43 protein-coding genes and 3 tRNA genes are annotated in these 25919 nt (G+C 61.7%); 22 read left to right on the forward strand and 24 right to left on the reverse strand.

Annotated features, from left to right (window positions below; genetic code table 11):
* The first annotated feature begins 570 nt into the window (after window positions 1-570).
* Window positions 571-831, forward strand: a complete 261-nt coding sequence (locus NFI08_RS16320) for a hypothetical protein (RefSeq protein ID WP_349590708.1) — start codon at window positions 571-573, stop codon at window positions 829-831.
* 172 nt (window positions 832-1003) lie between these two features.
* Here NFI08_RS16320 and NFI08_RS16325 read toward each other — a convergent pair whose 3' ends face one another.
* The 5 genes from NFI08_RS16325 to NFI08_RS16345 form a co-directional block, all read right to left on the reverse strand.
* On the reverse strand, window positions 1004-1465 hold the full coding sequence (locus NFI08_RS16325) for a YfjT/YkfB family phage-associated protein (RefSeq protein ID WP_349590711.1): 462 nt from the start codon (window positions 1463-1465) through the stop codon (window positions 1004-1006).
* 128 nt (window positions 1466-1593) lie between these two features.
* The gene (locus NFI08_RS16330; RefSeq protein ID WP_349590714.1) at window positions 1594-2181 is read right to left on the reverse strand and encodes a hypothetical protein; all 588 of its coding nucleotides are present in this window, start codon (window positions 2179-2181) and stop codon (window positions 1594-1596) included.
* A gap of 8 nt (window positions 2182-2189) precedes the next feature.
* Window positions 2190-2630, reverse strand: coding sequence for a hypothetical protein (locus NFI08_RS16335; protein ID WP_349590715.1), 441 nt, complete (start codon window positions 2628-2630; stop codon window positions 2190-2192).
* Window positions 2615-2845, reverse strand: a complete 231-nt coding sequence (locus NFI08_RS16340; protein WP_045995096.1) for a hypothetical protein — start codon at window positions 2843-2845, stop codon at window positions 2615-2617. Before NFI08_RS16340 ends, NFI08_RS16335 begins: the two co-directional genes overlap by 16 nt.
* 70 nt (window positions 2846-2915) lie before the next feature.
* On the reverse strand, window positions 2916-3467 hold the full coding sequence (locus NFI08_RS16345; RefSeq protein ID WP_349590718.1) for an N-acetylmuramoyl-L-alanine amidase: 552 nt from the start codon (window positions 3465-3467) through the stop codon (window positions 2916-2918).
* A gap of 138 nt (window positions 3468-3605) precedes the next feature.
* Between NFI08_RS16345 and NFI08_RS16350 the strand changes: the two genes are divergently transcribed.
* Window positions 3606-3929, forward strand: coding sequence for a hypothetical protein (locus NFI08_RS16350; protein ID WP_045995098.1), 324 nt, complete (start codon window positions 3606-3608; stop codon window positions 3927-3929).
* A 382-nt stretch (window positions 3930-4311) separates the two neighbouring features.
* Here the strand turns inward: NFI08_RS16350 and NFI08_RS16355 are convergent, their stop codons facing one another.
* The 14 genes from NFI08_RS16355 to NFI08_RS16420 all read right to left on the reverse strand — a co-directional run bounded on the left by NFI08_RS16355 (window position 4312) and on the right by NFI08_RS16420 (window position 11193).
* Entirely contained in the window at window positions 4312-5034 is a 723-nt protein-coding gene (locus NFI08_RS16355) for a hypothetical protein (protein WP_349590721.1), read from the reverse strand.
* Window positions 5035-5343: 309 nt separating this feature from the next.
* On the reverse strand, window positions 5344-5640 hold the full coding sequence (locus NFI08_RS16360) for a hypothetical protein (protein WP_349590723.1): 297 nt from the start codon (window positions 5638-5640) through the stop codon (window positions 5344-5346).
* Entirely contained in the window at window positions 5637-5990 is a 354-nt protein-coding gene (locus NFI08_RS16365; protein ID WP_349590726.1) for a RusA family crossover junction endodeoxyribonuclease, read from the reverse strand. The genes NFI08_RS16360 and NFI08_RS16365 overlap by 4 nt, the downstream gene beginning before the upstream one ends.
* Window positions 5990-6196: a hypothetical protein gene (locus tag NFI08_RS16370; protein WP_349590729.1), complete on the reverse strand. Its 207-nt coding sequence runs from the start codon at window positions 6194-6196 to the stop codon at window positions 5990-5992. The genes NFI08_RS16365 and NFI08_RS16370 overlap by 1 nt, the downstream gene beginning before the upstream one ends.
* Window positions 6193-6495 (reverse strand): hypothetical protein, encoded by a 303-nt coding sequence (locus NFI08_RS16375; RefSeq protein ID WP_349590732.1) that lies wholly within the window; start codon window positions 6493-6495, stop codon window positions 6193-6195. The genes NFI08_RS16370 and NFI08_RS16375 overlap by 4 nt, the downstream gene beginning before the upstream one ends.
* The gene (locus NFI08_RS16380; protein ID WP_349590735.1) at window positions 6488-6934 is read right to left on the reverse strand and encodes a DUF968 domain-containing protein; all 447 of its coding nucleotides are present in this window, start codon (window positions 6932-6934) and stop codon (window positions 6488-6490) included. The genes NFI08_RS16375 and NFI08_RS16380 overlap by 8 nt, the downstream gene beginning before the upstream one ends.
* Window positions 6931-7080, reverse strand: coding sequence for a hypothetical protein (locus NFI08_RS16385; protein WP_222569950.1), 150 nt, complete (start codon window positions 7078-7080; stop codon window positions 6931-6933). The genes NFI08_RS16380 and NFI08_RS16385 overlap by 4 nt, the downstream gene beginning before the upstream one ends.
* A complete protein-coding gene (locus tag NFI08_RS16390; protein WP_349590738.1) occupies window positions 7077-7535 on the reverse strand; it encodes a recombination protein NinB in 459 nt (152 codons plus the stop codon). The genes NFI08_RS16385 and NFI08_RS16390 overlap by 4 nt, the downstream gene beginning before the upstream one ends.
* Entirely contained in the window at window positions 7532-7777 is a 246-nt protein-coding gene (locus NFI08_RS16395; protein WP_349590741.1) for a hypothetical protein, read from the reverse strand. The genes NFI08_RS16390 and NFI08_RS16395 overlap by 4 nt, the downstream gene beginning before the upstream one ends.
* Window positions 7774-7986 carry a hypothetical protein gene (locus NFI08_RS16400; protein ID WP_213226975.1) on the reverse strand — a complete coding sequence of 71 codons (213 nt, stop codon included), beginning with the start codon at window positions 7984-7986 and terminating at the stop codon, window positions 7774-7776. The genes NFI08_RS16395 and NFI08_RS16400 overlap by 4 nt, the downstream gene beginning before the upstream one ends.
* On the reverse strand, window positions 7970-9307 hold the full coding sequence (locus NFI08_RS16405; protein WP_349590746.1) for a replicative DNA helicase: 1338 nt from the start codon (window positions 9305-9307) through the stop codon (window positions 7970-7972). Before NFI08_RS16405 ends, NFI08_RS16400 begins: the two co-directional genes overlap by 17 nt.
* Complete coding sequence (locus NFI08_RS16410) at window positions 9304-10416, reverse strand: replication protein (RefSeq protein ID WP_349590749.1); 1113 nt, start codon at window positions 10414-10416, stop codon at window positions 9304-9306. Before NFI08_RS16410 ends, NFI08_RS16405 begins: the two co-directional genes overlap by 4 nt.
* Window positions 10417-10484: 68 nt before the next feature.
* Window positions 10485-10901, reverse strand: a complete 417-nt coding sequence (locus NFI08_RS16415) for a phage regulatory CII family protein (RefSeq protein WP_349590752.1) — start codon at window positions 10899-10901, stop codon at window positions 10485-10487.
* A 94-nt stretch (window positions 10902-10995) separates the two neighbouring features.
* Window positions 10996-11193 carry a helix-turn-helix domain-containing protein gene (locus NFI08_RS16420; protein ID WP_045993444.1) on the reverse strand — a complete coding sequence of 66 codons (198 nt, stop codon included), beginning with the start codon at window positions 11191-11193 and terminating at the stop codon, window positions 10996-10998.
* Window positions 11194-11300: 107 nt separating this feature from the next.
* Between NFI08_RS16420 and NFI08_RS16425 the strand changes: the two genes are divergently transcribed.
* From NFI08_RS16425 to NFI08_RS16520, 20 genes are all read left to right on the forward strand, one after another.
* Window positions 11301-11990, forward strand: coding sequence for a LexA family protein (locus tag NFI08_RS16425; RefSeq protein ID WP_253551667.1), 690 nt, complete (start codon window positions 11301-11303; stop codon window positions 11988-11990).
* Between the two features lie 26 nt (window positions 11991-12016).
* The gene (locus tag NFI08_RS16430) at window positions 12017-12718 is read left to right on the forward strand and encodes a zeta toxin family protein (protein WP_253551665.1); all 702 of its coding nucleotides are present in this window, start codon (window positions 12017-12019) and stop codon (window positions 12716-12718) included.
* Window positions 12719-13362: 644 nt separating this feature from the next.
* Complete coding sequence (locus NFI08_RS16435; protein WP_349590757.1) at window positions 13363-13554, forward strand: hypothetical protein; 192 nt, start codon at window positions 13363-13365, stop codon at window positions 13552-13554.
* 13 nt (window positions 13555-13567) lie between these two features.
* Complete coding sequence (locus NFI08_RS16440) at window positions 13568-13846, forward strand: hypothetical protein (protein ID WP_349590759.1); 279 nt, start codon at window positions 13568-13570, stop codon at window positions 13844-13846.
* Between the two features lie 348 nt (window positions 13847-14194).
* On the forward strand, window positions 14195-14377 hold the full coding sequence (locus tag NFI08_RS16445) for a hypothetical protein (RefSeq protein ID WP_349590762.1): 183 nt from the start codon (window positions 14195-14197) through the stop codon (window positions 14375-14377).
* The gene (locus tag NFI08_RS16450) at window positions 14374-14709 is read left to right on the forward strand and encodes an XkdD/Y8K6 family phage-associated protein (RefSeq protein ID WP_349590765.1); all 336 of its coding nucleotides are present in this window, start codon (window positions 14374-14376) and stop codon (window positions 14707-14709) included. Before NFI08_RS16445 ends, NFI08_RS16450 begins: the two co-directional genes overlap by 4 nt.
* Before the next feature lie 85 nt (window positions 14710-14794).
* Complete coding sequence (locus NFI08_RS16455; protein ID WP_108448728.1) at window positions 14795-15046, forward strand: hypothetical protein; 252 nt, start codon at window positions 14795-14797, stop codon at window positions 15044-15046.
* A complete protein-coding gene (locus NFI08_RS16460) occupies window positions 15043-15294 on the forward strand; it encodes a thioredoxin domain-containing protein (protein ID WP_349590769.1) in 252 nt (83 codons plus the stop codon). The genes NFI08_RS16455 and NFI08_RS16460 overlap by 4 nt, the downstream gene beginning before the upstream one ends.
* A 66-nt stretch (window positions 15295-15360) precedes the next feature.
* Window positions 15361-16107 (forward strand): ERF family protein, encoded by a 747-nt coding sequence (locus tag NFI08_RS16465; protein ID WP_349590771.1) that lies wholly within the window; start codon window positions 15361-15363, stop codon window positions 16105-16107.
* Complete coding sequence (locus NFI08_RS16470) at window positions 16091-16702, forward strand: lambda exonuclease family protein (RefSeq protein ID WP_349590774.1); 612 nt, start codon at window positions 16091-16093, stop codon at window positions 16700-16702. The genes NFI08_RS16465 and NFI08_RS16470 overlap by 17 nt, the downstream gene beginning before the upstream one ends.
* Before the next feature lie 10 nt (window positions 16703-16712).
* Complete coding sequence (locus tag NFI08_RS16475; protein WP_349590777.1) at window positions 16713-17771, forward strand: coiled-coil domain-containing protein; 1059 nt, start codon at window positions 16713-16715, stop codon at window positions 17769-17771.
* 37 nt (window positions 17772-17808) lie between these two features.
* Window positions 17809-18219 carry a hypothetical protein gene (locus tag NFI08_RS16480; protein ID WP_349590780.1) on the forward strand — a complete coding sequence of 137 codons (411 nt, stop codon included), beginning with the start codon at window positions 17809-17811 and terminating at the stop codon, window positions 18217-18219.
* 231 nt (window positions 18220-18450) lie between these two features.
* Window positions 18451-19911 (forward strand): DNA cytosine methyltransferase, encoded by a 1461-nt coding sequence (locus NFI08_RS16485; protein ID WP_349590783.1) that lies wholly within the window; start codon window positions 18451-18453, stop codon window positions 19909-19911.
* Between the two features lie 97 nt (window positions 19912-20008).
* Window positions 20009-20254 carry a hypothetical protein gene (locus tag NFI08_RS16490; protein ID WP_349590785.1) on the forward strand — a complete coding sequence of 82 codons (246 nt, stop codon included), beginning with the start codon at window positions 20009-20011 and terminating at the stop codon, window positions 20252-20254.
* Window positions 20255-20347: 93 nt separating this feature from the next.
* Entirely contained in the window at window positions 20348-20554 is a 207-nt protein-coding gene (locus NFI08_RS16495; RefSeq protein ID WP_349590788.1) for a hypothetical protein, read from the forward strand.
* Between the two features lie 77 nt (window positions 20555-20631).
* Entirely contained in the window at window positions 20632-20988 is a 357-nt protein-coding gene (locus NFI08_RS16500) for a hypothetical protein (protein ID WP_349590790.1), read from the forward strand.
* 16 nt (window positions 20989-21004) lie between these two features.
* A complete protein-coding gene (locus NFI08_RS16505; RefSeq protein WP_349590793.1) occupies window positions 21005-21319 on the forward strand; it encodes a Lar family restriction alleviation protein in 315 nt (104 codons plus the stop codon).
* A gap of 139 nt (window positions 21320-21458) precedes the next feature.
* Window positions 21459-21731, forward strand: coding sequence for an ArsR/SmtB family transcription factor (locus NFI08_RS22910; protein ID WP_222516441.1), 273 nt, complete (start codon window positions 21459-21461; stop codon window positions 21729-21731).
* Between the two features lie 62 nt (window positions 21732-21793).
* Window positions 21794-22117: a helix-turn-helix domain-containing protein gene (locus NFI08_RS16515; RefSeq protein WP_181248717.1), complete on the forward strand. Its 324-nt coding sequence runs from the start codon at window positions 21794-21796 to the stop codon at window positions 22115-22117.
* A gap of 50 nt (window positions 22118-22167) precedes the next feature.
* Window positions 22168-23010, forward strand: a complete 843-nt coding sequence (locus NFI08_RS16520) for a tyrosine-type recombinase/integrase (protein ID WP_349590797.1) — start codon at window positions 22168-22170, stop codon at window positions 23008-23010.
* A gap of 6 nt (window positions 23011-23016) precedes the next feature.
* Here the strand turns inward: NFI08_RS16520 and NFI08_RS16525 are convergent.
* From NFI08_RS16525 to uvrC, 5 genes are all read right to left on the reverse strand, one after another.
* Window positions 23017-23103: transfer RNA gene (locus tag NFI08_RS16525), tRNA-Leu, on the reverse strand.
* An 84-nt stretch (window positions 23104-23187) separates the two neighbouring features.
* A tRNA-Cys gene (locus tag NFI08_RS16530) sits at window positions 23188-23261 on the reverse strand.
* 25 nt (window positions 23262-23286) lie between these two features.
* Window positions 23287-23361, reverse strand: a tRNA-Gly gene (locus NFI08_RS16535).
* Between the two features lie 92 nt (window positions 23362-23453).
* On the reverse strand, window positions 23454-24002 hold the full coding sequence (gene pgsA, locus NFI08_RS16540; RefSeq protein ID WP_108133171.1) for a CDP-diacylglycerol--glycerol-3-phosphate 3-phosphatidyltransferase: 549 nt from the start codon (window positions 24000-24002) through the stop codon (window positions 23454-23456).
* A gap of 94 nt (window positions 24003-24096) precedes the next feature.
* Complete coding sequence (gene uvrC, locus NFI08_RS16545) at window positions 24097-25911, reverse strand: excinuclease ABC subunit UvrC (RefSeq protein ID WP_045994189.1); 1815 nt, start codon at window positions 25909-25911, stop codon at window positions 24097-24099.
* Window positions 25912-25919 lie beyond the last annotated feature (8 nt).

Below are 25919 nucleotides of genomic sequence, written 5' to 3' on the forward strand. Positions count from 1 at the left end.
TTACGCCGTGCGTGGCGCAGGTACAAAAAAGCCCCGGCGGGCGCCAGGGCTTGGGTGGTTCTGTTTACTTGACGCAAGGCGAATATATCGCCGGGGATTTATCCGTCATCCGCTGTCGGTGTAGTGGATTGCTCAACACGACAGACTGAATAGGGCCCTTGGGAGCTTTCTCCGAAGGGCGGTCACCGGGTGAATCGTCTATCGACGCCGGGCCTTGGTAGCCAGGGGATCACCTCCGGGTGCTGCAGGGTGTTTAGCGTGCTGAGCTAGGGCCTGGGTGGGTACGGAGCGACCGCTAAGCTCAAGCGTCTTACATCAGCCTTGGGCATGGGCGTGCATCGAAACTGTTGCTATACCGATGAGTAGGCTGTTGCCATAGGTTCGTTCTCAGCATACTCTGCCACCGCCTTAGTCGATCTGTAGGAGACCTGGAGGTGGACAAGTATTTGGTCGAGAGCTACCTAACCGCTAAGAGCCGGCGGGTGCGGTGGGCGGTAGTTAAGCTTTCTCAGCACTACAATGAAGAATCCAGAGAGGTTGTTTCGCGGCATGCCCTCGAGGAAGAAGCTCGTGCCGAAGCTGCAGCCCTATCTTTCAACTCACGGCCTGCCAGATAGAATCCTCGGGCAGCCCCTTCCATTGCGAGGTCGCTCCAGAATGCCTGCCAGATTCCAAGTTCGCTCAGTGCTCACCGACCCCGACAGCACCAAGGTCGATTACTGGCAGGTGGTCGATACGCATCTGAACGACGATGTGATTGCTTCCTACCACGACTGCGAAGCAGCGGAGCGAGAAGCCGAAAAGCTCAACCGCGATACTGACTCTTACTGAGTGAACACGAATTCACTTCGTAGCTGACAAGTCCATGAATGCGAGGAATTTCGGACGCACGCAACGCCCCAATGCCCTAGGGTGGGGCGCAACCCGCTATCGTCTCAGTAACTTCGAGAACGGTTTCGAAAACGCCCTACAAGACATAGGGCGTGAAAGGCCAACCGGTCGGCTATAGATCGAACCCAGTGGTGCAAGGGAACGCCGGGCTTTCGGTCGAATCGAGTGCTTTTGCTGACCCATTGATAGGAAGCTCAACACGGGTTCCGTCTGCTGTCACAGCAATGATGGTTTGCGCTTTTCTTAGTGCTTCCCAGGCATAGTAGAAAGTATCTGAGCCGACCCTAGAGTCAGTTTCGTAGGGGTGCTGAATTTCTTGCCCGTCGATAAGCAGTGAGAATCCGCCGCCGCTGTTAGCGCCATAGCTCCGTTCGCCCACTGTTAGGCTCATGGAAACGGGAGAGTATGGGTCACAAGCAATGTAAAGCTCATCGCCGTTGGAGTTCACCGCCACGTACTCGGTCACCCCTTGGCCCCAGCCCGTGGACCAGCTATTGAGTTCACCGAAGGCCTGGACATACGTAGCGCTCAGCAAGGCGGCCATGGCCGTGAGAGTAATTGCGGACTTCTTCATTCTGGTTCCTAAAGTGTGCTGGAGCTATACCCATCGGCCTATAGCCGCATTACTTTAGCCAAAATGGCACTGAAAAGTGGATCCTACTAGGTATCATTGCACACCCTACGTACGGCTTGGATTTTCCACTACCTCTTCTGGATCGCGTCCATGAACGTGCGGGGCGCTTGGCTCTCTTGCCGCTGTCGGCGCCCGAGGAAGAATCCGGTAACGCTACTGATCAAGCCTGCGGCAATACCCGTCACCGCGATGTCGGCATACCGTTCCCCGGTGGGCGTCAGCTCGACGAACGTCACCGCGCCGATGTAGGCGAACACTGCGACGATCACCAGAGTGCCGAGCAGGTACACGAAGTTGCGGGCCAGCCAGCCGGCGTTGTCAGCCTGCAGCGTGGCGACCTGCATTGCCCGGGCGTCCTGCTGATCCTGTAGGTAGAGCCGGGTCAGCTCGATGTCGAGTTCGCGCAGTTTCGCCTTGGCCGCTTCCGGGTCAGTCTGTACTTGGCTCACTACCGCCTGCGGCGTGGCCTCAGTGCCCAGAGCGTCAGCGACGCGCTTACCCAGAGCAGCACCGACCAAGCCACCAGCGCCAGGTACAACGGCATTGCCAGCCGCTGTGACGGCCACCTGCGCCATGCCAGGGGCAGCCTCTTTGAGCGCTTGGCCAACGCTCGGTGCGATCTCTGATAGGAATCCACCAACGTCGCTCCAGTTCATGCTTGGCCTCACTCGCCGCTGTAGAGCGACGTGATGGCGGGGAAGCGTCCGCATTCATGCCGGACGACGCCCCGGGTGTCGGGTAGTTGATCAGGGGGGACGCCAACGATCAGCGCCTGCCAGTGCTGTACGCCTTCGCCACGGATCATCGGAGCATCCTTGAAGAAGGCGTCGACCTTCACGTCCATGCCGGCCTGACCCTCGAGCGCCCATTCGACGCCTCGGAAGCTGCACTCCCGATTCTTGACTGCCGAACCGCTCACGATCGTGGCAGGGCGGCCCAGGTATTCCGTCTCGGCCAGGCTCTCGATCTGCATCTCTGTGACCACCGGGAGCACCGACCCATGGAGTCGTGCAGCGGTGTCTGTCTGCGAGAACAGCCCAAGCCAGCCCAGGGCCAGGAAAAAGGCGGGCCAGCTAAGGGCCCAGCGTGCTATCCGGTAAGCCATTTGCGTATCTCCTCGGCTACGGTCTTCCATGCCATCAGAGCGCCCGCAAGACTGGCCAGGATCATCGTCACCCACTTGGCGGCCCAACCGAGGGACTTCCAGCCGCGATAGGCTCGCAGCACCTCGTGGATCAGGGCGACGTCTTGTTCTGAAAACTGGGGGTCAGTGCAGACGCGGCGCTCCAGCCTTTCGAGAGGATCGTCTTGTTCAGCCATAAGGACTCTCGGGCTGGTGTGTTTTCCGCTTTCGCGGTCTGCGTATTCAAGCGTTGTGTCCGCGCCGCTCTTAGGCAGCGTCGGAATACTCGGGCTCGCACACCTCGGCGATCAGCACTTGGCCGACCTCGGTTACCAGGGCATCGAGGTTGTCGCGGTATGCAGCCAGGTCATTCGGGTTCGTGATGAAGAACAGCTCGACGATGATCCCGCCGGCACGGACGAAGGCCAGCCGGCTGTGCTGACCAGAGCCTTCGCCTTTCGCGCCTCGGTTATCGATGCCCATGACGCTCGCCATTGAGTGGCAGAGGAGGGCGCCTAGCCGCTTGCCGCTCGCATCCGACAGTGTTTCGACGCCGGTAGCGGCGGGCTTGGAGAAGGCGTTGCAGTGGAACTCGACAGCGACGTCGTGGCGCTTCGCCATCTCGCAGGCCTGACGTAGCGGCAGGTTCTGGCCTGGCTGGCCATCTCGGCCAAATACCAGCTTGTCGGTGAGGTAGTCACAGAGCCGGTCGCGGAAGTCGAGCACCACGTCAGCCTCGGTCAGGCCGTTACCGCTTGCGCCAGGATCCGACATCGAGTGGCCGGCGCTGATGAACAGCGTCTGTGTCTGGAGCGCCATCATCATGCACCTCGAATAAAACAGCCCGCAGGAACGGGCAAAGACACCAGGTGGCGGCGTCATCACGGGAAGGGGGCCGTAGATCGCGCTCAACGCCGTTGATATGCTCCAAGCTCACCACAAGCCATGGAGGCAACAATGACAGACGACGCAAGGCGACTGACGGCTCTGCAAGAGAAAGTCGATCAGCTTGAGCAAGCTCTGGTGGAGCAGCGGAACGTGAATGCCGCCGCGCAAATGGCGACGCTGCTTTCACTTACTGCGGTATCGCAGACTTTGCGCCATTCATATGGCATACAGCAGGAAATGCTGACTGGCCTGGGGTATCGGTACAAAGAGCTCTGGCCCTTTGGGAACCTTCCCGATACTGAAGCCGCTCGAGAGCAGTACAGTACCCTCATCAACACTCTGATCACGGATACGAAAGGCGAGTTTTACCCCCGTCCTGAGAAAGGCGTATAAGACCGGGTATCACTCGGCCATCGATGATCAGCCGCTTCCCATTGGCGTCAGTCATTTTCGACAAAGGGAGCGGCTTTACGCCGTGGTGCAAGTCAGCTGTGCTCATTGGTCAACTCCACGGGAAAGGGTGCCGCCCGACCAGGGCGAGGGAAGGCTCGCAGGGCGGCATAGCGAACTACGCCCCGGCGTGAGGCCAGGGCGCAGGATGTGGTGGGACTCCGGGTTTCGAACCCTCTCGCTCCGGTTAAGAGCCGGACGCTCTCGCCAAGTGAGCTAGAGGCCCAACGAAAAAGCCCGCCGGTGAGGGCGGGCCTTGGAGTGTGCTGGCTCTTGACGGTCGTACTGCGAGCTTACATGAATTGTATTTTGAGAATGGAAAATGTCAAGCGATTCCTGCTTTTGCCATCAGAATTGCTTCGATCCGCGCATTTTTGGCAGCATCCTTGATCGCCTGGCCGTCCTTGAACATCGGCTTTCGCTCTTTGGTCTCCCGTCGTTCCCTGCGTGGCTCCTTTGCGGCCTCGATGCGGGCCATCTCGCGCTCTGCGTCGTCAGGGCGCATTGGGAAGACGTGTTGGCTGTTGCGGTGACTGCGCGGCACTTTGGTCTCGACTACCGATACGACCGTCTGCGCCGCGTCGACACATGCACCAGGCCATCCAAGCATCTGGGCGTAGCTGCCCAGGGCGGCGGCCACCTGATCGAATGTGGCGCACCAGGGGCCCTCGAGCCGGCTATCCATCTTCGCCGCCTTGATCATCAGGGCCATCAAGCGGCGGGTGGGCAGTTTGCCCAGCACCACCCTGGCCACCTCGTGCCAGTAGCTGTTCGGGATTCCCTTCTCGTAGGCAACGAGCATCTGGTCGTGCCGGCCACCACCGCCGCCTCCGCAACCGATCATGGCCACGGGCGAGTGCGCGTGCCAGCCCGGGCGCCGATGGAGTAGGTCGAGGCGTCGCTCCAGCTCTAAGTCGATCAGGCGGTCAACGTAGGCCCGCGCTGCGTCATCCGTGTGTTCGGGGTGCGCCTGCTTGGCATGGTCGCGCAGTTCAATCATGCTCATCCGCCCGTAGTCGTACTGTCGTTGCTTGGTCGCTGCCATCATGCCGCGCTCTCCCGTTTTGCTCGTGCCTTGGCTTCGTTCGCCGTGCTGTGTTCGCTGATGCTTTGAAACCCTCGCCAGAGGGTGTAGCGGTCGACGCCGCTGTGAGTCGTCTTGCAGATCACGAATTCGCCGCTCTGGATTGAGTAGGCGCTTTTCCGTGACCACTTCACGACCATCCCCACGGCCTGCTGAATGCCCGCCGAGCCTTTCGCGCTGCTCGGCGCTGAAGTAAAGCTTGCATGTCGTCACCGCATCGGCGGGGATCGTTGAGGTAGCGACGATCTGGAGGGCGCTCGGATTGCTTATCGCTCATGTCCACTCCGTCAAAGGCCTAGCCCCAAAAGGCATCCAGTCGCGCCCGGGGCGTAGCAACTGCCCTTGGTGGTTGTCGTACATGTAACTGATGTTTACCGCCCACGGTTGGTCAGGGCAGTCACTGTTCGCGCACCCGAGCCGCATCCCAAAACCAATCTGCTCGCAGGTCCGGCAAAGCGTCACCACGCTTGGCTCCTGTTGGAATATCAGCCGCGCTTCACGCTCTTCCTCTTCTGTCGGCGGCTCAACCGACGGAAGATTGGCGAGCATCGCTCTTAGCTTGTCGCTCATGCGGCCTCCTTGATCTCGACCAGGCACTGGCCGCCAGCCATGCGCTCACCCCGGATTATCGTCAGGCGGTCAATCTGCTCGTCGTCTAGCCAGATGCCCGCGTGCGTCAGTGCGTCGAGAAGCGCCTTGCCGCCGTGGTTATCGATATCCCGCTTGCGGCGATCGGGCGGCAGTAGGGTGACGACTACAGATAGCCGGGCGGCCAAGGGCTCGCCCTGGTGCTGTCCGGCGACAGCGGTAGCCACGTCTTTGCGGAACTGCCGCCCCTTGCGGGACAGCAGCGTGCGGCCATGGACGTTGCGCCATACGGTGTTGGTGCTTGGCGGCCAGGGCAGGGTGAGGGTGATCATCAGTCCTCCCCGTCCATTTCATGAAAGCCGTGGGCCATTAGCTCCTCGGCTATTGCGATCCCGGCGTCCTTGACCTGGCTTTCCGTTTGCTTCCACACATGCCAGTTGTGTTTGCTCGGGTATTTGGCCCAATGGTCCAGCGCCGCAAGCTCTGACGCTCTTGCTCGGGCCAGCCTGCGACCAGCAGGGCTTGAGATGGTCATCATTGCTCCAGCTCCTGGGCGCGCTTGGCGCTCGCCACGATGTCGGCCAGATCCTGGTCGCGGGTCTTGTGCCCCCGTTCGCCGGGTTGCAAAGCCTTCTTGATCAGGTGCTGCAGCGCTGGGTTGTCGACGGCCCAGGCGGCGAGGACGTCGTAGACATCAACCCACACGCCAGGCTTGATCTCGCGGTGGTACTTGTTGCGCGGCTTCTCATCACCCATACGGATTGGCCGGGCAAGATCCCTGACGCTGACGAGCGTCTCCTCATGGCGGAGCAGGGCGTTGTCGATGTGGTCAGCCATGGGCATCCTCCTTGGCGGCGATGAACTCGAGGGCGTCGGCCAGGGCGCCGACGATGGGCTCGTCAGTGAAGTGGTCGAGGCCACGGTTGATGGTGTCGACTACCCATCCCGCCTGATAGGCCAGTGCTTCAGGGCGCGCATGAATCGCTTCATGACAGCTTCCCGGGCCATCACAGACAGGCATGGTGAAACTGTCAGGCGCCTTGAGGCCCATCCCGCTCAGCTGCCAGATGCCAATTACGTGGTGTGCTGAGTTTGCTGGCCCACCGCACAGGCAGCAGGGCAGGGAGCGGACGAAAGCCAGATAGGCTGAGCTGCGGAAACGCTGTTCAGATTTCGAGCCGGATTTTTTAACTCGTCGCTTGGGCGTTAAAGCCTTACGAGCCATTGGCGCCCGGTTGCGGAGCGGCGTTTTCCGCTGGAGGGCTGATCTCCTCATGAATCCCTCCTGTCGATCTGCTCCAGAAAGCTGCGCATTTCCTCGCGGGCCCGGCGCTTTTCCTCGCGCTGCGCCCATGCCAGGGCGGCACAGGCGCCGAGGCAGGACACGATGGCGAAGGCGAATAGGGCGAATGTCGGGTTCATGCGGCCTCCCGGTAGGTGTCGAACACAGCAAGCGCCTTCTCGCTCCACTGAACGTCGTTCGCGGCGCCGTAGGCGTAGATCAGCTCGATCAGATCGCTGAATTCCTTTTTCTTCATCCGGCTGGTTCGAGCGCCCAGCAACACCACGCCGCCGTCGATTCCCTTGGCCATCCGCTGGTGTTTGCGGAGCGAGTGCGTGAAAACCTCTTTCCAGTCTTCCGGCGCGGCCCACTCCGGCACGCCATCAATGACAAGCTGCTGCTGTTCCGCGACGTCGCTCAGCATCGGCCAGAGCTTGCGGTTTTGGCTCAGGCTGCGAATCTCGGTGGGCCGGCGAAGCACCAGCTCGACAGGGCCCGCTTCCAGGCCCCGGCCAGCCATTCGGGCCGCCATCTGGATGACGCCGCCCAGGTCCCGCAGGGTGGCGATCTGGTAGGTCAGCTCTTTGCTGCTCATGCCACCTCCTCGCGGTACGCTTTGTCGTAGCTCCAGGAGGGCGTGATGATCTCCAGGGCGCTTTGAGGGCGGCCCTTGACGCGGCGGACGCGAAACTTGCCCTCACCGCATGAGAAAACGCCGTATCGCCTCCCGCTGATCTCGGCACGGTTCACAGCCATGTGCACGGCGTGCGCTGGGCAGTCAGTCATGGTTGATCGGTAGTTGCACTTGATAGCGGCGGAATCGGTGAAGGTGCTCATTGCGCGACACCCCCAATCCAGGCCGTCAGGCGATCCATGAAGCGCGGCTTCGCCATCTCTTGCAGGTCGCGCTTGGTGTACGTCTTCATGCCTTCCTTGGTGCGGCACCTCACGGTGCCGTCGGAATACTCGATGGTGACGATGACGCCCCGGCTGGCGAGCGTGGAGCGCTGGCTGTAGGACAGTCCGTGATCAAGCGAACGGGTCATTGGTCGCCTCCTGTGCCTGGACTTGCTGACGGTCGCTGAACGCAAGATCGCCGAAGGCGTACATGCGCAGATTGGCTTTGGTGAACACGGTCCCGGTCGGCCCGCCGCGGTGCTTGCGGACGATGACCTCGGCGACGCCTTTCTGGTCGCTGTGCTCGTTGTAGATCTCGTCGCGGTAGAGCATCAGGATCTTGTTGGCGTCTTGCTCCAGGGATCCTGATTCGCGCAGATCGGCCATCAGCGGGCGCTTGTCGGGACGCTTCTCCACGTCGCGGTTGAGCTGGGACAGGGCGAGGACCGGGCAGCCCAGGGACATGGCCAGCATCTTGAGGGCGCGGCTGTACTCGCCGACCTCTTGGGTGCGGTTGCCGAAGCGGCCAGCGTTGCGGGAGCTGATCAACTGCAGGTAGTCGACCACCACCAGATCAAGCGGGCGCTGCTGATGAAGCGAACGGCACTTGGCGACGATCCCTTCGATGTCGAAGATGTTGTCGAAGACGGTCAGCGACGCGGTCTTGAGCGACGTGACGGCTTTGCCGATGCGGTGGATGTCGTCCTGTCGCCCCTGAGGGTTGGCGAACCAGTCCGCCGGGAACTCGCCGCGCTGAACCATGAAGCGGTCGAACATCTCGTCCTCGTCCATCTCCAGGTTGAAGACGGCGACGTTCTTGCCATGGTCACAGGCCGCCTGCTGGGCGATCTGGAGGGCCAGGGCGGACTTGCCCATCGCAGGGCGTGCAGCCAGCAGGATCAGCTCGGACGGCTTGAAGCCGTAGATCTTGTCGTCTAGGTCTCGCAGCCCGGTAGTCAGCCCGATGTGGCTTTCCTCTCCGTTCATGCGGCGGTCGAGCGCAGCGATGCGGTCCTTCAGGATCTCGTTGGCAGAGCGCTTCGTCTGGACGGCGTCGCTCTCGATGCCCATCAGCATGTCGCGGGCTTGGCCCAGCAGTGCATCGGCGTCGGCGCCTTTCTCCTGAGCGCTGTTGAGCACGTCGGCCAAGCCGGTCGTCAGGCGGTGGATCCGCGCTTTCTGGCGAACGATGTTGACCCAGGTGGCCACCGAGTTGGCGTCGTGGCTGTAGGTACCACGCACCCACTCGGCCAGCAGGTCGATGGCCAGGCCACTGGCTTCTGACAGCGTCACCACGTCGGTGGGCTTGCCTTCACGCCACAGCTTCTGGAGGGATCCCCAGGCGATCTGCTGATCGGCCCCGGCGAAGTCTTCGGCGTGGAGCTGTTCACCGACCTTGATCATCAGGCTGGAGTCCAGGGTCACGGCGCCGATGATCTGGTTTTCGTACTGGATGACCTCAGTGTTCATCGGACAGCACCCCCTTGCTCGCGGAGGCTGCCGTTGACGGCGAGGCTGAAGGTGTCCGGGTTGAACAGGTTGCTCAGGGTGACGTCGGACTGCAGGAAGTTGCGGCTGCCGGCGAGGTGCTTGAACACCGATGACCACCACTGGACACCAGACTCGACGCTGTCATAGCGCACGGCGCCGGATGGGTTCTTCGCGTTCCAGCACTTGGCCCAGAGCGCTTCCAGCTTTCCGGCCATGCGAGTGCCTTCCCAGTCGACAGGAGCCGGAGCGCGGCCCTTCTTGGCGGCCAGATGGCGGTCCCATTCGGCCAGGATGGCGCCATGAGGGCAGGCGGGCACGTCGGGATTGGTGACCGGCTTGTCTGCACCACGGTTCCGCAGCCAGTCGGTGCGGACGGTCTTCCATCCGGCGCCGATGGCTTCATCGATCGCTTGTTCGGCAGTGATGCCCAGCTCGATCGCTGCCTTAGTGGCCGACATCACCGTCAACTCAAGGGCGCGCTGCGTGAGCGGGGAGCGGAGTGCACGACGGTGGTCGGCAAACGCCTGGAGGGTCTCGATGGAAACCTGGTCTGCAAAAGCGTTCAGGTCGAGGCGCTGCCGACGAGTTTTTGGCGCCTCTCTCTCTACGTCAGTAGAGAGAGTGTCTTTCTGTCTTTTATGTGACCCCGGTTTAGAGACACTTTTTGTCTCTGCTTTAGAGACACTGTCTCTAGTTTGTTTCAGGTTGTCTTTCTCGGGCCGAGCGGTGAAGTCCCACTCCGCGTATGCCTTGTTGACGCCTAGTTTCTGACCGTCAGTGAACAGCACGTTCATCGCCAGCAGCTCTCGCTTTGCGGCGTTCACGTTCTGCCGACTGATGCCGGTAGCTGCAGCCAACTGGCCGTCGCTGATCCGGTCAGTCTTCTTGTTGAACCCATATGTCTTGCGGATCACGGACAGGACGATGCGCATCTGGCGCAGGGTGATCGGGCAGGTGTGAGAGTTGGTCACTGCCTCGAAAAGCTCGTTGGCAATGCGGGTGTATCCGTCTTCCACCTGCGGGCCTCGCTTTTCCCTGGGCGCCTCGGGCGCGCTTGGGAACTGGAATATCTGAGCGGTATCTGTCATGATTCACCTATCACCTTGAGTTGTGATGAAGCCCCGTTATGGTTGGTCGCCGGCGGGGCTTCGTTGCATCAGGCCTTGGCCAGTCTCGGCTCGGCCATTTCCTTCAACTCGCTGCGCAGCGCGCACAGCTTCTCGATGGCTACGTCGACAGCACGGTCGATGGCCCACGCCTCATTGGCGTCAACCTTCCCGTCTGCCAGCGCGGCCTGAACCTCTTGGGCAACGTTGCCCACTGCCACCTGCTGGTGGATGATCCGGTCGCACAGGGATGCGTCGTCGTCCGGCTTGTCGGCAGGAACCGCCATCAGCCCCATGTCAGCCAGGATCTCGCCCAGGCAACGGGCGTCTTTGGTCAGCACGGCGATATTGATGAAGTCGTCGAGAGTCAGGCGGACAGGGCTATCCGGATCGACTTTCTTGTGCAGGCGGGAGTCGTCCATCTTCAGGCCACGGGCCACAGTGGCGAACCCGCGCTCCTTGACCACCTGCCTCATGCCTTCTGTATATAAATCCATGTCCGGACTCCCTACTGGTGCTGCCTCTCACTGTTTCGGTGGAGGGGCTAATCTGTGGTTGTGGTTAGGCGGCACGCTTCTTGAGCTTCGAGTGCATCAGGTCGATGGAGCGGCCAACCGAGTAGCTAGGATTGGCGATCGCGCCAGTGCGGATGCGATAGATGGTTGAGATGTCGCATCCGGCCTTCTCTGCGACCGCCTTGTAGGTGGCCCCGGATGCCAGAATGGCCTCCAGCTTCTTGGCCAGTTCTTCGCCAAACATGGCGGAGCCCTCTTGGTGTGGGTATATGCACAGGATATGCATTCATGCATTTAAGTCAAGGGCAAATGCATTTGCCGTATGCACCGCCTCGCGGGATCATTGCACTCATGCAAAACAAGCCCGTTCGAGAGATTCTTCAGCAGCTCATAGCTGAATCAGGTATGCGTGCCATCGATGTGGCGCGTGAGTCAGGCGTGGCGCAGTCGACGCTATCGCGAATCCTGAGCGGCAAGATCGAGCACCCTACGGACCGCCAGATAGCCAAGCTGGCGGAGTTCTTTGGCGTGTCCGGGGATCAGATGCGGGGAAGGGAGGCTTTGAAGCCTGGTGCTGCAAAAGTTTCAGAGCACCCGGCGTTCAAGGAGTCGAACGTTGCTCCGCCGCCGAAGATGGAGGGCTATGTGCCGGTCATCTCATGGGTCCAGGCCGGAGCCTGGACGGAAGTGTGCAACGTCGACTATCTGAGCGACGAAGTCGTGCCGCGCCCGCCGGCATGCTCCGACAGGACCTTTGCGCTGCGGGTGAAAGGGCAGTCGATGGCCCCCAGGTACAGCCCAGGAACCATCATCTACGTCGATCCCGATGTGATGCCATTCGATGGTGATGACGTGGTGGCCGTCCTCACGGACAGCAATGAAGCCACGTTCAAGCAGTACGTTGAGGAGCCTGGCGAATCCAAGATGCTCAAGGCACGCAACCCCAACTGGCCTGAGCCATGGGTGTCGATCAACGGTAATTGCGAGATCATCGGCGTAGTGATTGCTGACCTGAGAATGCGGGTTCCGCGGTCGCAGTGAGCAAGCTGTGGGGAGGAGGGGTAGCTTTGGACGCGAATGAGGTGGAGGTGGCGGCTAAGACGCACGCGAAGCTTATTCGCAATGAGGTCGCGAGGGAGATGATTGAATGCCCTGTCGGCAATGACGAAGAGCCGCCGATAACGATTCTTATGGCGGGCGCTCCAGGGGCCGGAAAGACCGAAGCATCCAAAGAAATGTTGAGAGATTTTAATATCTTGCGGCTTGATCCAGATGACCTTAGGTCGAGGTTTCCGCAGTATGACGGTGGAAACTCAAGCCTTTTTCAAGGAGCAGTCTCGCTCGTTGTTGAGCGTGTGTTCGACAAGCTGGTGAAGAGCAGGAAGAGCTTTCTCCTAGATGGGACCTCTGCTAATCTCAACAAGACGCGGAGCAACATCGCTAGGGCGGTGCGTGCTGGGAGGCACGTGAGGCTCTGGTATGTATACCAAGACCCTGCTCTGTCGTGGACGTTTGTCGAGGCTAGAGAGAAAACCGAAGGCAGAGGGATACCCTTGGAAGCCTTTGTTGATCAGTACTTTAACTCCCGCTTTGTCGTACGAGAGATGAAAGAGGAGTTTGGCGATGAATTGTATGTCGATGTGCTGGTCAAAGACCTTGATCAAGACGAAACTAAGTACTACGAAGACGTGGCGAGCGTGGATGATGTCTGTCCCAGTTCGCGAACACGCGATGAATTGAGAGAGATTCTCAATCAGAAGGAGGCTTGAGGTGATGTCATCACGGACCCAGGAATCAACACGCGGAGCTAGTCTCTCGCACTATCTGCGCACATCGTCTGCCGAGGAGAAGAGCCGGTACTTTGAGGCCGCCCTCAAGCGCGCAGCAGAGCAGCAACGGTCTGTCATTCGAGAGGCCCGCATGAGCTGCCCTAGATAGACGCTCAACAACTTCCAAAGACCCGCCCGCGAGGCGGGTTTTTTGTTCCCGCCTGTAGCGCTCCCGCTCGATAGACGCCCTTGAGGCGGTTTTTTTATGCCCGGAAAACAGGCGCCTGCATAAAGGGCGCATTTTTTTTGCCAGAAATATGCATTGATGCATTGACGTAGAATGCACGGATGCATATATTTGGAAGCGTGGACAGGGCAGCAGCCCATCACCGGCCACCTGGCCACGCTCTTTAACAATCTGACGTAGTAATCGCACAGCTATCCCGCATGCAGAGGCGTGAAGACCACCAGAAGAATAGGTCGGCGTCGCGGGGCATCCCCCTAAAACGGTTGGGGGCTGTAGGGCTGCTGGGGGACACCTGCCTCAGGGGCTACCGATGGCGACATCGGCGGTGCGAGAGAAACGAATTCCGACGCCCTGCACAGCGGGGCGTCATCCACCAGCCTTCTCGCCGAGAGGGCTGATGGATGACAACGGACAGGAGAGCACGATGGTAGACGCAGCAGATTTGAAAGAAGACGGCCTCGACATGGAGCAGATGCAGGTCGTCATTGAGCGGGCCATGACCGGCCTGCATGGCTGCACGAGCAAAGAGGCGGAGGCGCTCGGCAACATGCTGGAAGGGCTTCGCGACGACTGCGAGATGAACGAGTAGCGAGGGGAGCACGATGCACATCACCGAGGACATGGTATCTCCGCACCACCTGCTTGCCGCCGAGCGCTGGATAAGCGAGAACGGCATGCCGGAGACCGATGCGGAAATGGCCCGGATGGGTCGGGAAGTGGCGCAAGAGGCGCAGCGGGTCGTCGAGCACATGGCGTGCAAGACCTTCGAAGCGCTGGATGCCCACAAGGAAGATCAGAAGGCGGGCGTCGAGACGCTGGCTGGAATGCAGGGCCGGGAGTTCATGCAGGACATCTACAGCGAGCTGCGCCGCAGAGCGTGACAACCAGGGTTACGTGATCCGCTACGCAGTGCGGCCCAGCGCCCCGCCCCGGGCCAGAGTACGGGGCCATCGGAGAGGGTTGTGAGTGATGGCGTGGCGCAGTGTTAACCGACGGCCCGGCATTTCGCGAGTGCGGTGATCGGTTGCGTAGCGATTGGCAATAACCCAGGGGTAGCGCTGCCCCTGGAGCGGTTGCCAGACGTGAGGCTTAGCGCACCTAACCATGGAGTTGGGAGGTCGCCCGTTGTGGGCCGCCATCACTCACAGTCTTCCCCGATGCACCCGCATCACCATCTGTTCCCTGCATTTGCCCGCCACCGTGCGGGCTTTTTTCTTTCAGGAGGTCGCATGACCGCAGACACAGCACGCCGTCGCCTCGGGCTGCGGCCTCTCATCGGCGAGCAATGGGCCGACAAGATCATCACGAGCGAGCACCGCAAGCGGTGGTTGCGCAAAGAGCGCTGGCAGCGTCGCAAGGCCATGGCGGCCCAGGGCGTGACGCCGCCGATTGAGATTTGGAGGGCGGTATGAGCGAGACCAAATTCACACCGGGGCCGTGGTTCGCGCATGACGACCACCCTCAGCACGCCTGCTACCACATTGCGCCGGCTGACTATTGGCATGACGAGCTGGCCACCATCTATTCACCGGGCGACCCCGAGGCGGACGCAAACGCCAGCCTGATCGCGGCGGCGCCGGAGCTGTATGAGGCGCTTGAGGTGTTTGGGAGATTGGCCGACCAGCTTGATGGAGATGATGAGGTGGAGCGAACACCCGACGACGAGTGGGCAAAATTCAGGCTATTAGCCTCGGACTACAGGAAGGCTCGCGCCGCTCTAGCCAAAGCCCGAGGCGAGCAATGACTCCCGATAAATCCTGGCTGGTGGTGTTCGCCATTCTGTACGCCCTGGCATTCATCGGCGCTGTGATAAGCAGCAGGAGGTAGGTATGTGCACGAGTGGATGGAGCAAACACTCGAGGGACATCGAGGCGCTGCGAGACGCTGGCCGAGAGCCGGGGGCGCACCCGATCGATGACGACATCAAGGCCATTCTGCTGGCCGACCCGCTGTCGATGGATCGGTTGGTCATGGCCGCTGTCGAGGCGTTTTTGACCAACGGGTACCGGGGCGGGCCCGACGTCAACACGGCGATCGAGATTGCCCTGGACCAGCACTACCGGAGGAGGGCGGCGGCATGAACTTCACGACCACCGTTGCCGGTATTCCGTGCCGGTGCCGGGTGACGTTCTACAGCCCTGGGGCGCCGATGCGCAACACCGGCTGGGGATTCGGCGATTGCGATCCCGACGAGCCGGAGGAATTCGAGTTCGACATCCTCGACCGCCGCGGTTATCCGGCGGCGTGGCTCGAGGCCAAGCTCACCGACGACGACAGCGAACGACTGCTCGAGGAGTACCGCAGAGAGCGGGCCGCCTGGGCAGCATGAAGATGCCCCGGCCGATGGCGGTCGGACTGGGGCGGATACCAACAGTATCGAGGAGAGGGTAGATCAATGAGCACCGAATTGGCTACACGACAGGACGGAGCGGTTCAGGCTCCCGCGCAGCAGGTGAGTGAGTCGGCAGCGATCATCCAGGTGATCGAGCGGGCGGCCATGAACCCCGACGTCGACATCGACAAGATGGAGCGGCTGCTGCAAATGCAGGAGCGCGTCATGGAGCGCCAGGCGGCCATGGAATACAGCGCAGCGATGGCAGCCATGCAGACGGAAATGCCGAGCATCGCTGAGCGCGGCAAGACGAACAACGGGAAGTACGCCACGCTCGAGGACATCGTCGACACCGTTCGGCCAGTGATGCAGAAGCACGGCTTCGCGGTCAGCTTCCGCGTCAAGACGGTCGACAAGGGGATCGAAGTCACGGGCGTGCTGATGCACAAGGGCGGCCATCGGGAGGAGACCGCAATGCTGTTGCCCGCCGACACCAGCGGCAACAAGAACGCCGTCCAGGCCTTCGGCTCGACCACCAGCTACGGCAAGCGGTACGTGCTGTGCGCACTCCTGAATATCATGACTCGCGGCGAGGACGACGATGGCGTGTCGGCAGCGCCAACCAAGACTGTCACTGCGTTCCAAGCCGGGCAGATCGCACAGCGCTTGGCCCAGTGCCCCGAGAAGACTCAGGCATGGTTTGCCGAGACCTATGGTGACGCCAGCCGCGTCCCGCGCACCAAGTTCGACGGAATGATGGCGCAGCTCAACAAGATCATCCAGGAGGCCGGTGATGCAGATCATTCATGAACTTGAGCAGGGCACGCCCGAGTGGCACGACGCCAGGCTGGGCATCGTCACGATGTCCAGGCTCAAAGACTTGTTGGTCAATGGCAAGGGTCCTGGGGGCTTTGGTGCCGGCGCAATCAGCTACATGCACGAGCTGATCGGCGAGCGTATGACCGGCGAGCCTTCCGATGCTTTCCAGGGCAACCGCCACACCGAGCGCGGGCACGAGATGGAGCCGGTGGCCCGCGACTTGTACCGCCAGGCCACCGGCAACCAATCCAGGGAGGTCGGCATCGTCCTCAACCACGGCGCCGGGTACTCGCCTGACGGGCTGATCGGTGAAGACGGTGCGCTCGAGATCAAGAGCAAGCTGCCCAAGCTCCAAGTCGAGGTGCTGCTGGCGGATGAGATCCCCAAGGATCACATCGCCCAGTGCCAGGGCGGGCTATGGGTCAGCGAGCGTGAGTGGATCGACTTCGTCAGCTACTGGCCTGGGATGCCGCTTTTCGTGAAGCGGGCATATCGCGACGAGAAGATGATCCGAACCATCGCAGAGCGCGTCGATGCGTTCTACGAGGAAATGGAAACCCGAATGGGCCGCGTACTGGCGGCATGAGGAGGAGAGCATGACCGCAGTAGCTGAGAAAGAATCAACAGAGCTGGTCACCGTGCCGTCCAAAGAGACGGCGCTTGAGGTGTTCAAGGCTGATAAGGGCTTGGACCCATACCTGGCAACGATCCGCGAGGAGCTGGACGCTTTTCTCGCCGAACCGCCCACCCTGGATACCGCAAAGGGACGACAAGCCTACGCCTCCATGGCGCACAAGATAGCCCGAAGCAAGACTGCAATCGACAATATTGGCAAGGAGCTGGTGGCCGACCTCAAGCAATTGCCAAAGACCATCGACGCCGAACGGAAGCGGTGGCGTGACCAGCTGGACGCATGGCGCGACGAAGCGCGTGGGCCGCTGAATGAGTGGGAGGCCGCCGAGGAGGCGCGCAAGGCTCGCCATGGACAGGCTGTTGATTTGCTCCGCTGGACCGCTGCCGAACTGGACGATCTGGGCAGCGAAGAACTGAAAGAGCGCCTGGCGAAAGCCGAAGCCACCAAAATTGACGAGAGTTGGGAGGAATACGAAGCCGAGGCACATCGCACCAAGGAGCATGTCGTCGCCACGCTGCGGACCGCGCTCAAGAGCGCGCAGGAGCGTGAGGCTGAACAGGCCGAGCTAGCCCGGCTGCGCGCCGAAGCTGAGGCGCGCGAGCAGAAGGAACGCGAGGAACGCATTGCGCGTGAGGCCGAGGAGCGGGCCCGCCGTGAAGCCGAGGCGGCCGCCCAAGCAGAGCGTGACGCTGCCGCTCGCCGGGAAGCTGAAGCCAAGGCAGCGGCGGAGCGGCGTGAGCGTGAGCACAAGGAAGCAATTGAACGTCAGCGCCGGGAAGCAGAAGCAGAGCGTCAGCGCATCGAAGACGAGCACCGCCGCCGCGAGGAGGAGCGCCTGGCCGATGAGCGTCGCCAGCAAGATGAGTTGGCCCGACGCCAGGCCGACAAGGAGCATCGCGCCCGCATCAACCGCGCCGCCCTTGAGGCCATGATTGACGGTGGGATGCCGGAGGACTGCGCCAAGACGGCTATCACGCTCATTGCGAAAGGGCAGATACCCAGTATCACCATCAACTACTGACAGGCCCCACACCGGGGCCTTTTTTGTGGGAGGCGGTATGGAACAACACCAATGGAAGACCACAGAAAAACAGTACGTGAAGCGCCGTCTCGATGAGGGCGCCACCTACAAGGACATCGCAACAGAGTTGGGGCTTGGGCGAGACCAGGTCCATGGCCTGGCCAAGCGCAGCGGCTTTACTGATCCCCGTCGCCGCGGCGCGTGGCGACGGCGAGATTGGTCCGAGATCGACCAGACAGTGCAGGACTGCATCGAAGTCCAGTGCATGTCCATTCGCCAGGTCGTCAGCCATCTGCAACGGCAGGGTATATCGACCTGCTACTCCAGCATCAATAACCGGGTCAAGCTGATGCCCGCGTCGGTCCAGTTTCAGGCCAGCGTCAACGCGGCCCGTCGCCAAGCCAGCAATGCCTATCGAATGCGCCTGCGGATCAAGCGGGCGGCATGAATAAACGCGCCGTGCCCGGTGGCGCTGAATGACCGGGACGAGGCCAGGCCACCGTGTCTCAAAACGGAGTCAGCCCGCTGGCCGCCGTCTCCTCAGCTCTACCCGTGCTGAGCGCGGGCGAGTTCACTGCACAGCAGTAGGCGGCAGGGCGGGCCGGGTGCCGCACGTGAAGCGGCAATTTCTTTCCAGCCTCGGCACACGCCGGGGCTTTCTCATGCCACGGAGAGACGCATGACCAGTCTGAACCTGTTCGGCCACGAGCTGGTGGTCGACAACTTCGCCGGCGGCGGCGGAGCCAGTGAGGGGATCGAGCAGGCCCTGGGCCGGCCAGTAGACCTCGCCATCAATCACGACGCCACGGCCATCGCCGTGCACACCGCGAATCACCCAGGCTCTGAGCACAGTATTGCTGACGTATGGGATATCGATCCCGAGACGGCCGCCGCTGGTCGTCCGGTGGGGCTCGCCTGGTTCTCGCCCGACTGCCGCCACCACAGCAAGGCCAAGGGCGGGCGCCCCGTCAGCAAAAGCGTGCGCGGCCTGGCATGGGTTGCCGCGCGCTGGGCCGCCAAGGTGAAGCCTCGGGTCATCGCGCTGGAGAACGTCGAAGAATTTCTGGACTGGGGCCCGTTGATCAAGAACGCCAAGGGCCAATTGGTGCCGGATCCAGCTCGAAAGGGGCAGACCTTCAACGGCTTTGTGCGCGCCTTGCGTCGGCATGGGTACCAGGTGGATTGGCGGATCCTGAAAGCCTGCGACTTCGGAGCCCCAACCATTCGCCGTCGGCTATTCCTGGTGGCCCGCCGTGATGGTCTGCCCACCAAGTGGCCGAAGCCAACTCATGGCGACCCGGGCTCGCCTGCCGTTCGGAGGGGGAGGCTGCAGCCCTGGCGCACCGCCGCGGAGTGCATCGATTGGTCGATTCCGTGCCCGTCGATCTTCGAACGTACTCGCCCGCTTACCGATGCCACCCTGCGCCGCATTGCCAAGGGCGTGATGCGGTACGTGGTCGAGAGCGGCGACCCCTTCATCGTGCCAATCGCCAACTACGGCAATGGCTCGGAATTGGTCAACGCTATAGGCGAACCTCTACGCACCGTCACGGCCTGGCCAAAGGGCGGCAGCTTCGCCCTCGTCTCCGCATTCCTCGCCAAGCACTACGGCGGCGTTGTAGGGGCGGACCTACGGGATCCCCTCCCCACGATCACAGCCACAGATCACAGCGCGCCGGTGGCCGTCAGCTTGGTGAACCTCAAGGGCAGTGAGCGAGGCGGTCGGGATCCGCGGCAGCCGATGCCCACCATCTGTGCCGGCGGCACCCACGCGGCGGCCGTGGCTGCCTTCCTGGTGAAGTACTACGGCCGCGGAGTAGGGCAATGCCTGGAAGACCCAATTCACACCATGCCGACCCGGGACCGCTTTGGCTTAGTCACCGTGACCATCGCCGGCGAGCAGTACGCCATCGTCGACATCGGCATGCGGATGCTGCAGCCCCATGAGTTGGCTGCAGCGCAGGGCTTTCCAGATCACTACGAATTCGCCCAGGTCAACGGCAAGCCGGTGCCGAAGTATCAGCAGGTGAGGCTGATCGGCAACAGCGTGTGCCCGCCGCTGGCCAAGGCCATCGTCGAGGCGAACTTCACACACGAGCGTCGGTTCATGCCGGCAACTGAGCAAGGGGAGGCCGCATGACACCAGCCGAGTGGGTCGAAGACATCGAGGTCTGGGGCGAGGTCGGCGCCAGAGCTGTCGAGCAGGCGCTGGCCGATCAGATGTGGAGGGAGTGGGTATGCAGCGAGTAGACAGGCTGCGCGGCCTGGTGTCCGTGCAGCAGGAGATCAGGGTGCGGGAAGGACTGCCGGTGCGGTTCAGCGCCCGGCACGTGGCGGCGGGCCTCGGCGCCGTGATGGGCCAGTACCGGTTGGTGAAAGCGCCCGAGGCAGCCCAAGAGGCGATCCGGCAGTGGCACGAGCACGGGCGGATTCAGCGCGACGGCACGCTCGACGGGATACCGGCTTGGAGGAAGGCGACATGATCGCGGCCATCGTTCTCGGCCTGCTCATCATGGCCGGCGGGGCGCTGGTCCTGAGAGAGGCGAAGCGGGCGTACACAGAGCAGGAGAGTCGACATGGGTAGGTGCATCGAGAAGGCGCGGATGCCAGAGGGTGAACTGGACCCCGATGGCAAGAGCGAACGGGAGCGGCTGCTGGAGCGGAAACTCTGGCGGCTGCGAGAAGACGTCAGGGCGGCACGGGAATGGGCGGGCGACAACCTGCCGGCCAATGTCGGGCTGACGATGGTCGGCAAGCTGGAGAAGGCGCTGGAGGATCGGTGATGGCCACATTGCAATGCAGCCGCTGCGGCGGGACGCGATACGACACCAGCCACAGATGCGAGAAGGGGTGCGGGGTGATGACAGCGAGTAATGAGGTGGAGAGTCTGAGGGAGAGGCTGGAGAAGGTGGAAGCCGAGAGGGATGCGCTGTGGGAAACGTTCATCAAGGTTGCTGACATGCTCGAGATTGATGCAGAAAAAGCCCGCACAGCGCCTGGCAAGCCGAGTGATGTATTCGCGAACTACCTCGCCCGCCACGATGCAGAGCTTCTGAACAGGCCGTTCGAAGGGCTGCCTGGTTGTACCGATGGGGGCTGTGTCGTGAAAAAGCCCAACGGCATGCACACAAACGGTGGCTGTCAGTGCATCAAGCACCAGACTGCCAGCACCATCGTTCAGCGTCTTGCGCACCTTCGCGACCAGCGCCGGCGTTAGGCCGAGGGAGGCGGCGATGAATAAGCTCTTGCCCTGTCCGTTCTGCGGAGGAGAAGCCGAGTTCGAGCGCATAGGCACGCCACGACAGTCCTGCATCGTGGCCTGCACTGACTGCGGTGGACGGCTCGAGTCCAACGAGGAGGGTGGCGCGTGCGGCTCTCAGTGGAACGATCGCCACGTGCCAGACGGCTGGCAGGTGGTGCCGGTGAAGCCGACGCGGGAGATGGCAGAGTCAGGCCAGCTTGCTTCGGAAGCTGGGTGCCATGTCGAGGGCATCTACTGCGACATGATCGCAGCGGCGCCGAAGCCGGGAGGAGGCGATGAACCTTAGCTGGTGCGGTTCCTGGTATGCCAGGTATAGATTCAGCGGCGCCCGTGGAAAACAGAGTGAGCCTGGTGAGCATCATTGTGCCCACCCGAGCAAGGGTTGCGGGGTATAGTAGGTGAAACGCAAAAACTGGAAGCCATTCATGTCCTTCGATGTCGACGAGCTACTGTATCTAGCCGCTTTCCCTACTCGTGCCGAAATTCTTAATGTAGTCCAAAAATTCGATCCGATCTGTGTGTCTAGGATTTCTGAGGTGCTATCTCTGACCCAGAATCAGACCAGCAAGCATCTCACCAAAATGCGCGAAGCAGGTCTTGTAAAGGCGGATCGGTCAGGCCGTACCGTGTACTACCGCCTTGCAGATGAACCTTGTTTACGCGACTTCCTTGAATGGCGGCGACGATACCGCCAGTGAACTGCCGATCATCATGCCGCCCACCGAGGCGGCTTTCTTTTGCCCTGAAGGAGAGCTTGATCATGACACCCCTGATGCCGCCGAGCGAGGTGGCGGAACTCTTGGCCATCAGTGAGCGCAAGGTCTATGCGATCAAGCACCTGATTGGCTATGTCGCCCTGGGCGGCAACGTACGGTTTGAGCGAGAGGCGGTCGACGCTTACATTGAGAGCTGCAAGCGCGGCCCCTCACGAGGGGAGCAACAAAAATGGGTATCACGGTTCGATACCGCGCATCTCGGAACAGGTGGGTCGTCACCGAGTCGGGTGAGCGCGGCAGATATCAGCGAACGTTTATCACGGAAAAGGAAGCAAGGCAGTTCGCCACGAAGCGAGAGGCTGAACTAAACGAGGCTCAATTCAATGGCCTCATGGGGCGGCAGGAGCGGAGGACCTTCATGGAGGGACTTCTGCGCTGGGTCGACGAGTACGATACGAACAGCCAGGGCGCGAGCATTCGTGCAGTCGCCCGCTGGTTCGACGAGAACGCACCAGACGTGCTTCTTGGTCAAGAGGTGTTGGATGTCGCCCGGTCGATGCAGAAGGATATGCGCAGGAAGCGGCTCAGCCAAAGCACAATCAATAACCGGACCCAGGTGGTCAAGCGAGTGCTGAGCCTGGCGTATCGGGAGTGGGATTGGCTGGATCAGCCGCTGGACGGCAAGCTGCGCAAGCCTACCCCGAAAAACGAGCGCCACGTCTACCTGACGGCAGGAGATATTCGGCGTTTGGTTGAGGCTGTGCCGGAAGAGTATCCGGAGGAGCGGCGAATCATCACGCTGGCCGCTTTGACGGGACTGCGCCGCGGCGAACTCCTGTCGCTGGACCCTGGCAACATCCAGGGTGGTCGCATCGTGTTGCGACCAGGGCAGACCAAGAGTGGCAAGGCCAGGGTCGTGCCGCTGCCGGAGGATGGTGCGGCATTGGTGGCCAACCTGCCGTTTGCATCTGACGCTCATCAATTGCGTAAGGCGTTTGAAGCTGCCCGGCGGGCTATAAAGCGTGATGATCTGCGCTTTCATGACCTTCGCCACACCTACGCCAGCCTGCTAGCTGAGGCGGGGGAGGTGATGACGACGGTGCAGGCGCTACTTGGCCACAGCAGCTTGGTGGTGACCAGCCGGTACGCGCATATGTTCGACTCGCGCTTGGATCAAGTGGCTGGCAGGCTGCCGAAGCTTTGCGACCAAATTGCGACCAGAGAGGAGGGTGTCGAGGGACTAGGTAGCGTAAGGCATTGAAACGAATGGTGCCCGGAGCCGGGCTCGAACCGGCACGGTGTTGCCACCGAGGGATTTTAAGTCCCTTGCGTCTACCAATTTCGCCATCCGGGCAGGAACGTCGCCAGAGGTAAGGCGATAGGGTCCGAAGGGATCGGACACGGCTTCTGGGAAGCGGGGCACACCTGAAAGGAAAAATGGAGGCTGGAGTCGGAATCGAACCGGCGTACACGGAGTTGCAGTCCGCTGCATAACCACTCTGCCATCCAGCCTCATGAGTCATCCATCGTCTGATGATGGAGCGGGAAACGAGATTCGAACTCGCGACCCCAACCTTGGCAAGGTTGTGCTCTACCACTGAGCTATTCCCGCCTGACTCGAGGACGTATTATACGGATAAGTCGGTGACTGTCAAACGCTTTTCCCTGAATTTTCGAATAGGCCCCGGATCGCCAGAGCGCTGCCTACAGCGAGCGGCTCAGGTGCGGCCAGGCGGCCCGCAGGTACTGGATCATCGACCACAGCGTCAGTATGGCGGCGGCGTACAGGGTGACAACGCCCAGTTCGGCGATCAGGTGGCCGGGAGGGAAGGCCAGCAGCAGCAGCAGGGCGACCATCTGCAGGGTGGTCTTTACCTTGCCGATCCAGGACACCGCGACCGAACCGCGCTTACCCATCTCCGCCATCCACTCGCGCAGTGCCGAGATGACGATCTCGCGGCCGATGATCACCAGCGCCGGCAACGTTAGCCAGGCGGCGTCGTAGCGCTCGATCAGCAGTGCCAGCGCCACTGCCACCATCAGCTTGTCCGCCACTGGGTCGAGGAAGGCGCCAAATGGCGTCGACTGGTCCCACTTGCGCGCCAGATAGCCATCCAGCCAGTCGGTGATGGAGGCCAGGCCGAACAGGGCGGCGGCGGTCAGCATGCTGTATTCGAAGGGCAGGTAGAACAGCACCACCAGCAGGGGGATGAAGACGATGCGTGCCAGGGTCAGAATATTGGGAATGTTCATCGATACCGCTGTCCTTGCTGGAGGGGGGCGACAAGAAGCGACGGACGACGTTGGCGCCCGTCAAAGTGGTTCATTCTATCCGTGATACCTCAACTCATCCATGCAGGGCACGATGAATTGTGTCTGCCATGGTGGCGCTGATGCCGGGGACCCGAGCCAGTTCATCGCGGGTGGCCTGCTTGATGCCCTGGAGTCCGCCGAAGAAGCGCAGCAGTTCACGTCGGCGTTTGGGGCCGACGCCGGGGATATCCTGAAGTGTCGAGGTGCGCCTGGCCTTGTCTCGCTTGGCACGGTGGCCGGCGATAGCGAAACGGTGCGATTCGTCGCGGATGTGCTGGATAAGGTGAAGACCCGGCGAGGTCGGTGGCAGCGCCAGAGAGCGATCCACGGTCTCGACAAAGAGGGTCTCGAGGCCAGCCTTGCGGGTGGTGCCCTTGGCCACCCCGAGCAGAATCACGCCGTTGATGGCGAGCTCGGCGAGCACCTCCCGCGCCATGTTCAACTGGCCCTTGCCGCCGTCCACGACCAGGATGTCGGGTAACACGCCTTCCCCTTCGTTGAAGCGCTTGAAGCGACGAGTCAGCGCCTGCTGCATCGCTGCGTAGTCATCGCCGGCGGCGACTCCCTTGATGTTGAAACGCCGATAGTCGCTCTTGCGCGGGCCGTCCTGGTCGAACACGACGCAGGATGCCACCGTGGCCTCGCCGTGGCTGTGACTGATATCGAAGCATTCGAGCCGTTGCGGCGTCTCGTCGAGCTCGAGTGCCTGGCGAAGATCTTCGAAACGTTTGGCGAGCTGGGTCTGGTTGGCCAGTTGGCCAGCCAGTTGCTGCTCGGCGTTGGTGCGGGCGAGTTCACGCCACTGGGCGCGGTGACCGCGGACCTTGTCGGTCATGCGTACCCGGCGTCCGGCATGCTCGCTCAGCGCCCGGGCGATCAGTTCGGCGTCGGGTACGGCGTGGCTGGTCAGCACTTCGGTGGGGATCTCCCGGGCCTGTCCGAGGTAGTACTGGCTGACGAAGTCACCCAGCAGTTCCGGCTCCCCGAGATCGAGGCTGTTGGCGGGGCTGTAGTGCCGCGCCCCCAGCAGACGCCCCTGACGAATCGACAGCACCGAGATGCACAGGGCACCCGGCTGGGAGGCCAGGGCAAAGGCGTCGGCGTCTCCGCTGCCGGTATCCACCACCTGGCGCTGCTGCAGACGGCGCAGATCCTGCAACTGGTCGCGCAGACGTGCCGCTTCCTCGAAGTCGAGGGCCTGGCTTGCGGCCTCCATGTCGCGGGTCAGCTCCTGGCTGACCGATTCGCTGCGTCCTTCCAGGCACTGGATGGCGTGTTCGATATCGCGGCGGTAGTCTTCTTCGCTGATGTAGCCCACGCAGGGGGCGCTGCAGCGCTGAATCTGATACTGCAGGCAGGGCCGGGTGCGGTGTGCGAAGACGCCGTCCTCGCAGTTGCGGATACGGAACACCTTCTGCATCAGTGATAGCGTTTCGCGCACGGCGCCGCTGGAGGGATAGGGCCCGAAATAGCGGCCGTCATCGTGGCGGGTCCGTGCGCGCTTGTGTTCCAGAGCGGGGAAGGGATGACGGTCGGTGACAAACACAAAGGGGTAGGACTTGTCGTCACGCAACAGGATGTTGTAGGGCGGTCTGAGCTGCTTTATCAGGGTCTGTTCGAGCAGCAGCGCCTCGGTCTCGCTGTTGGTCACCGTGACCTGGATGTCGTGGATGCGAGCGACCAGCGCCTGAGTCTTGGTATTGAGTGCGCCGCGGAAATAGCTCGCCAGGCGGGCCTTCAGGCGGCGAGCCTTGCCGATATAGAGGGTATTGGACTGGTCATCGAACATCCGGTAGATACCGGGTGATTCGCTGACGGTCTCGAGAAAGCGTCGGGCATCGAAGGTCATGGTCTGGT

Origin of the sequence: Halomonas sp. EF61, assembly GCF_040147045.1 — a bacterium.
Lineage (GTDB): Bacteria > Pseudomonadota > Gammaproteobacteria > Pseudomonadales > Halomonadaceae > Halomonas > Halomonas litopenaei.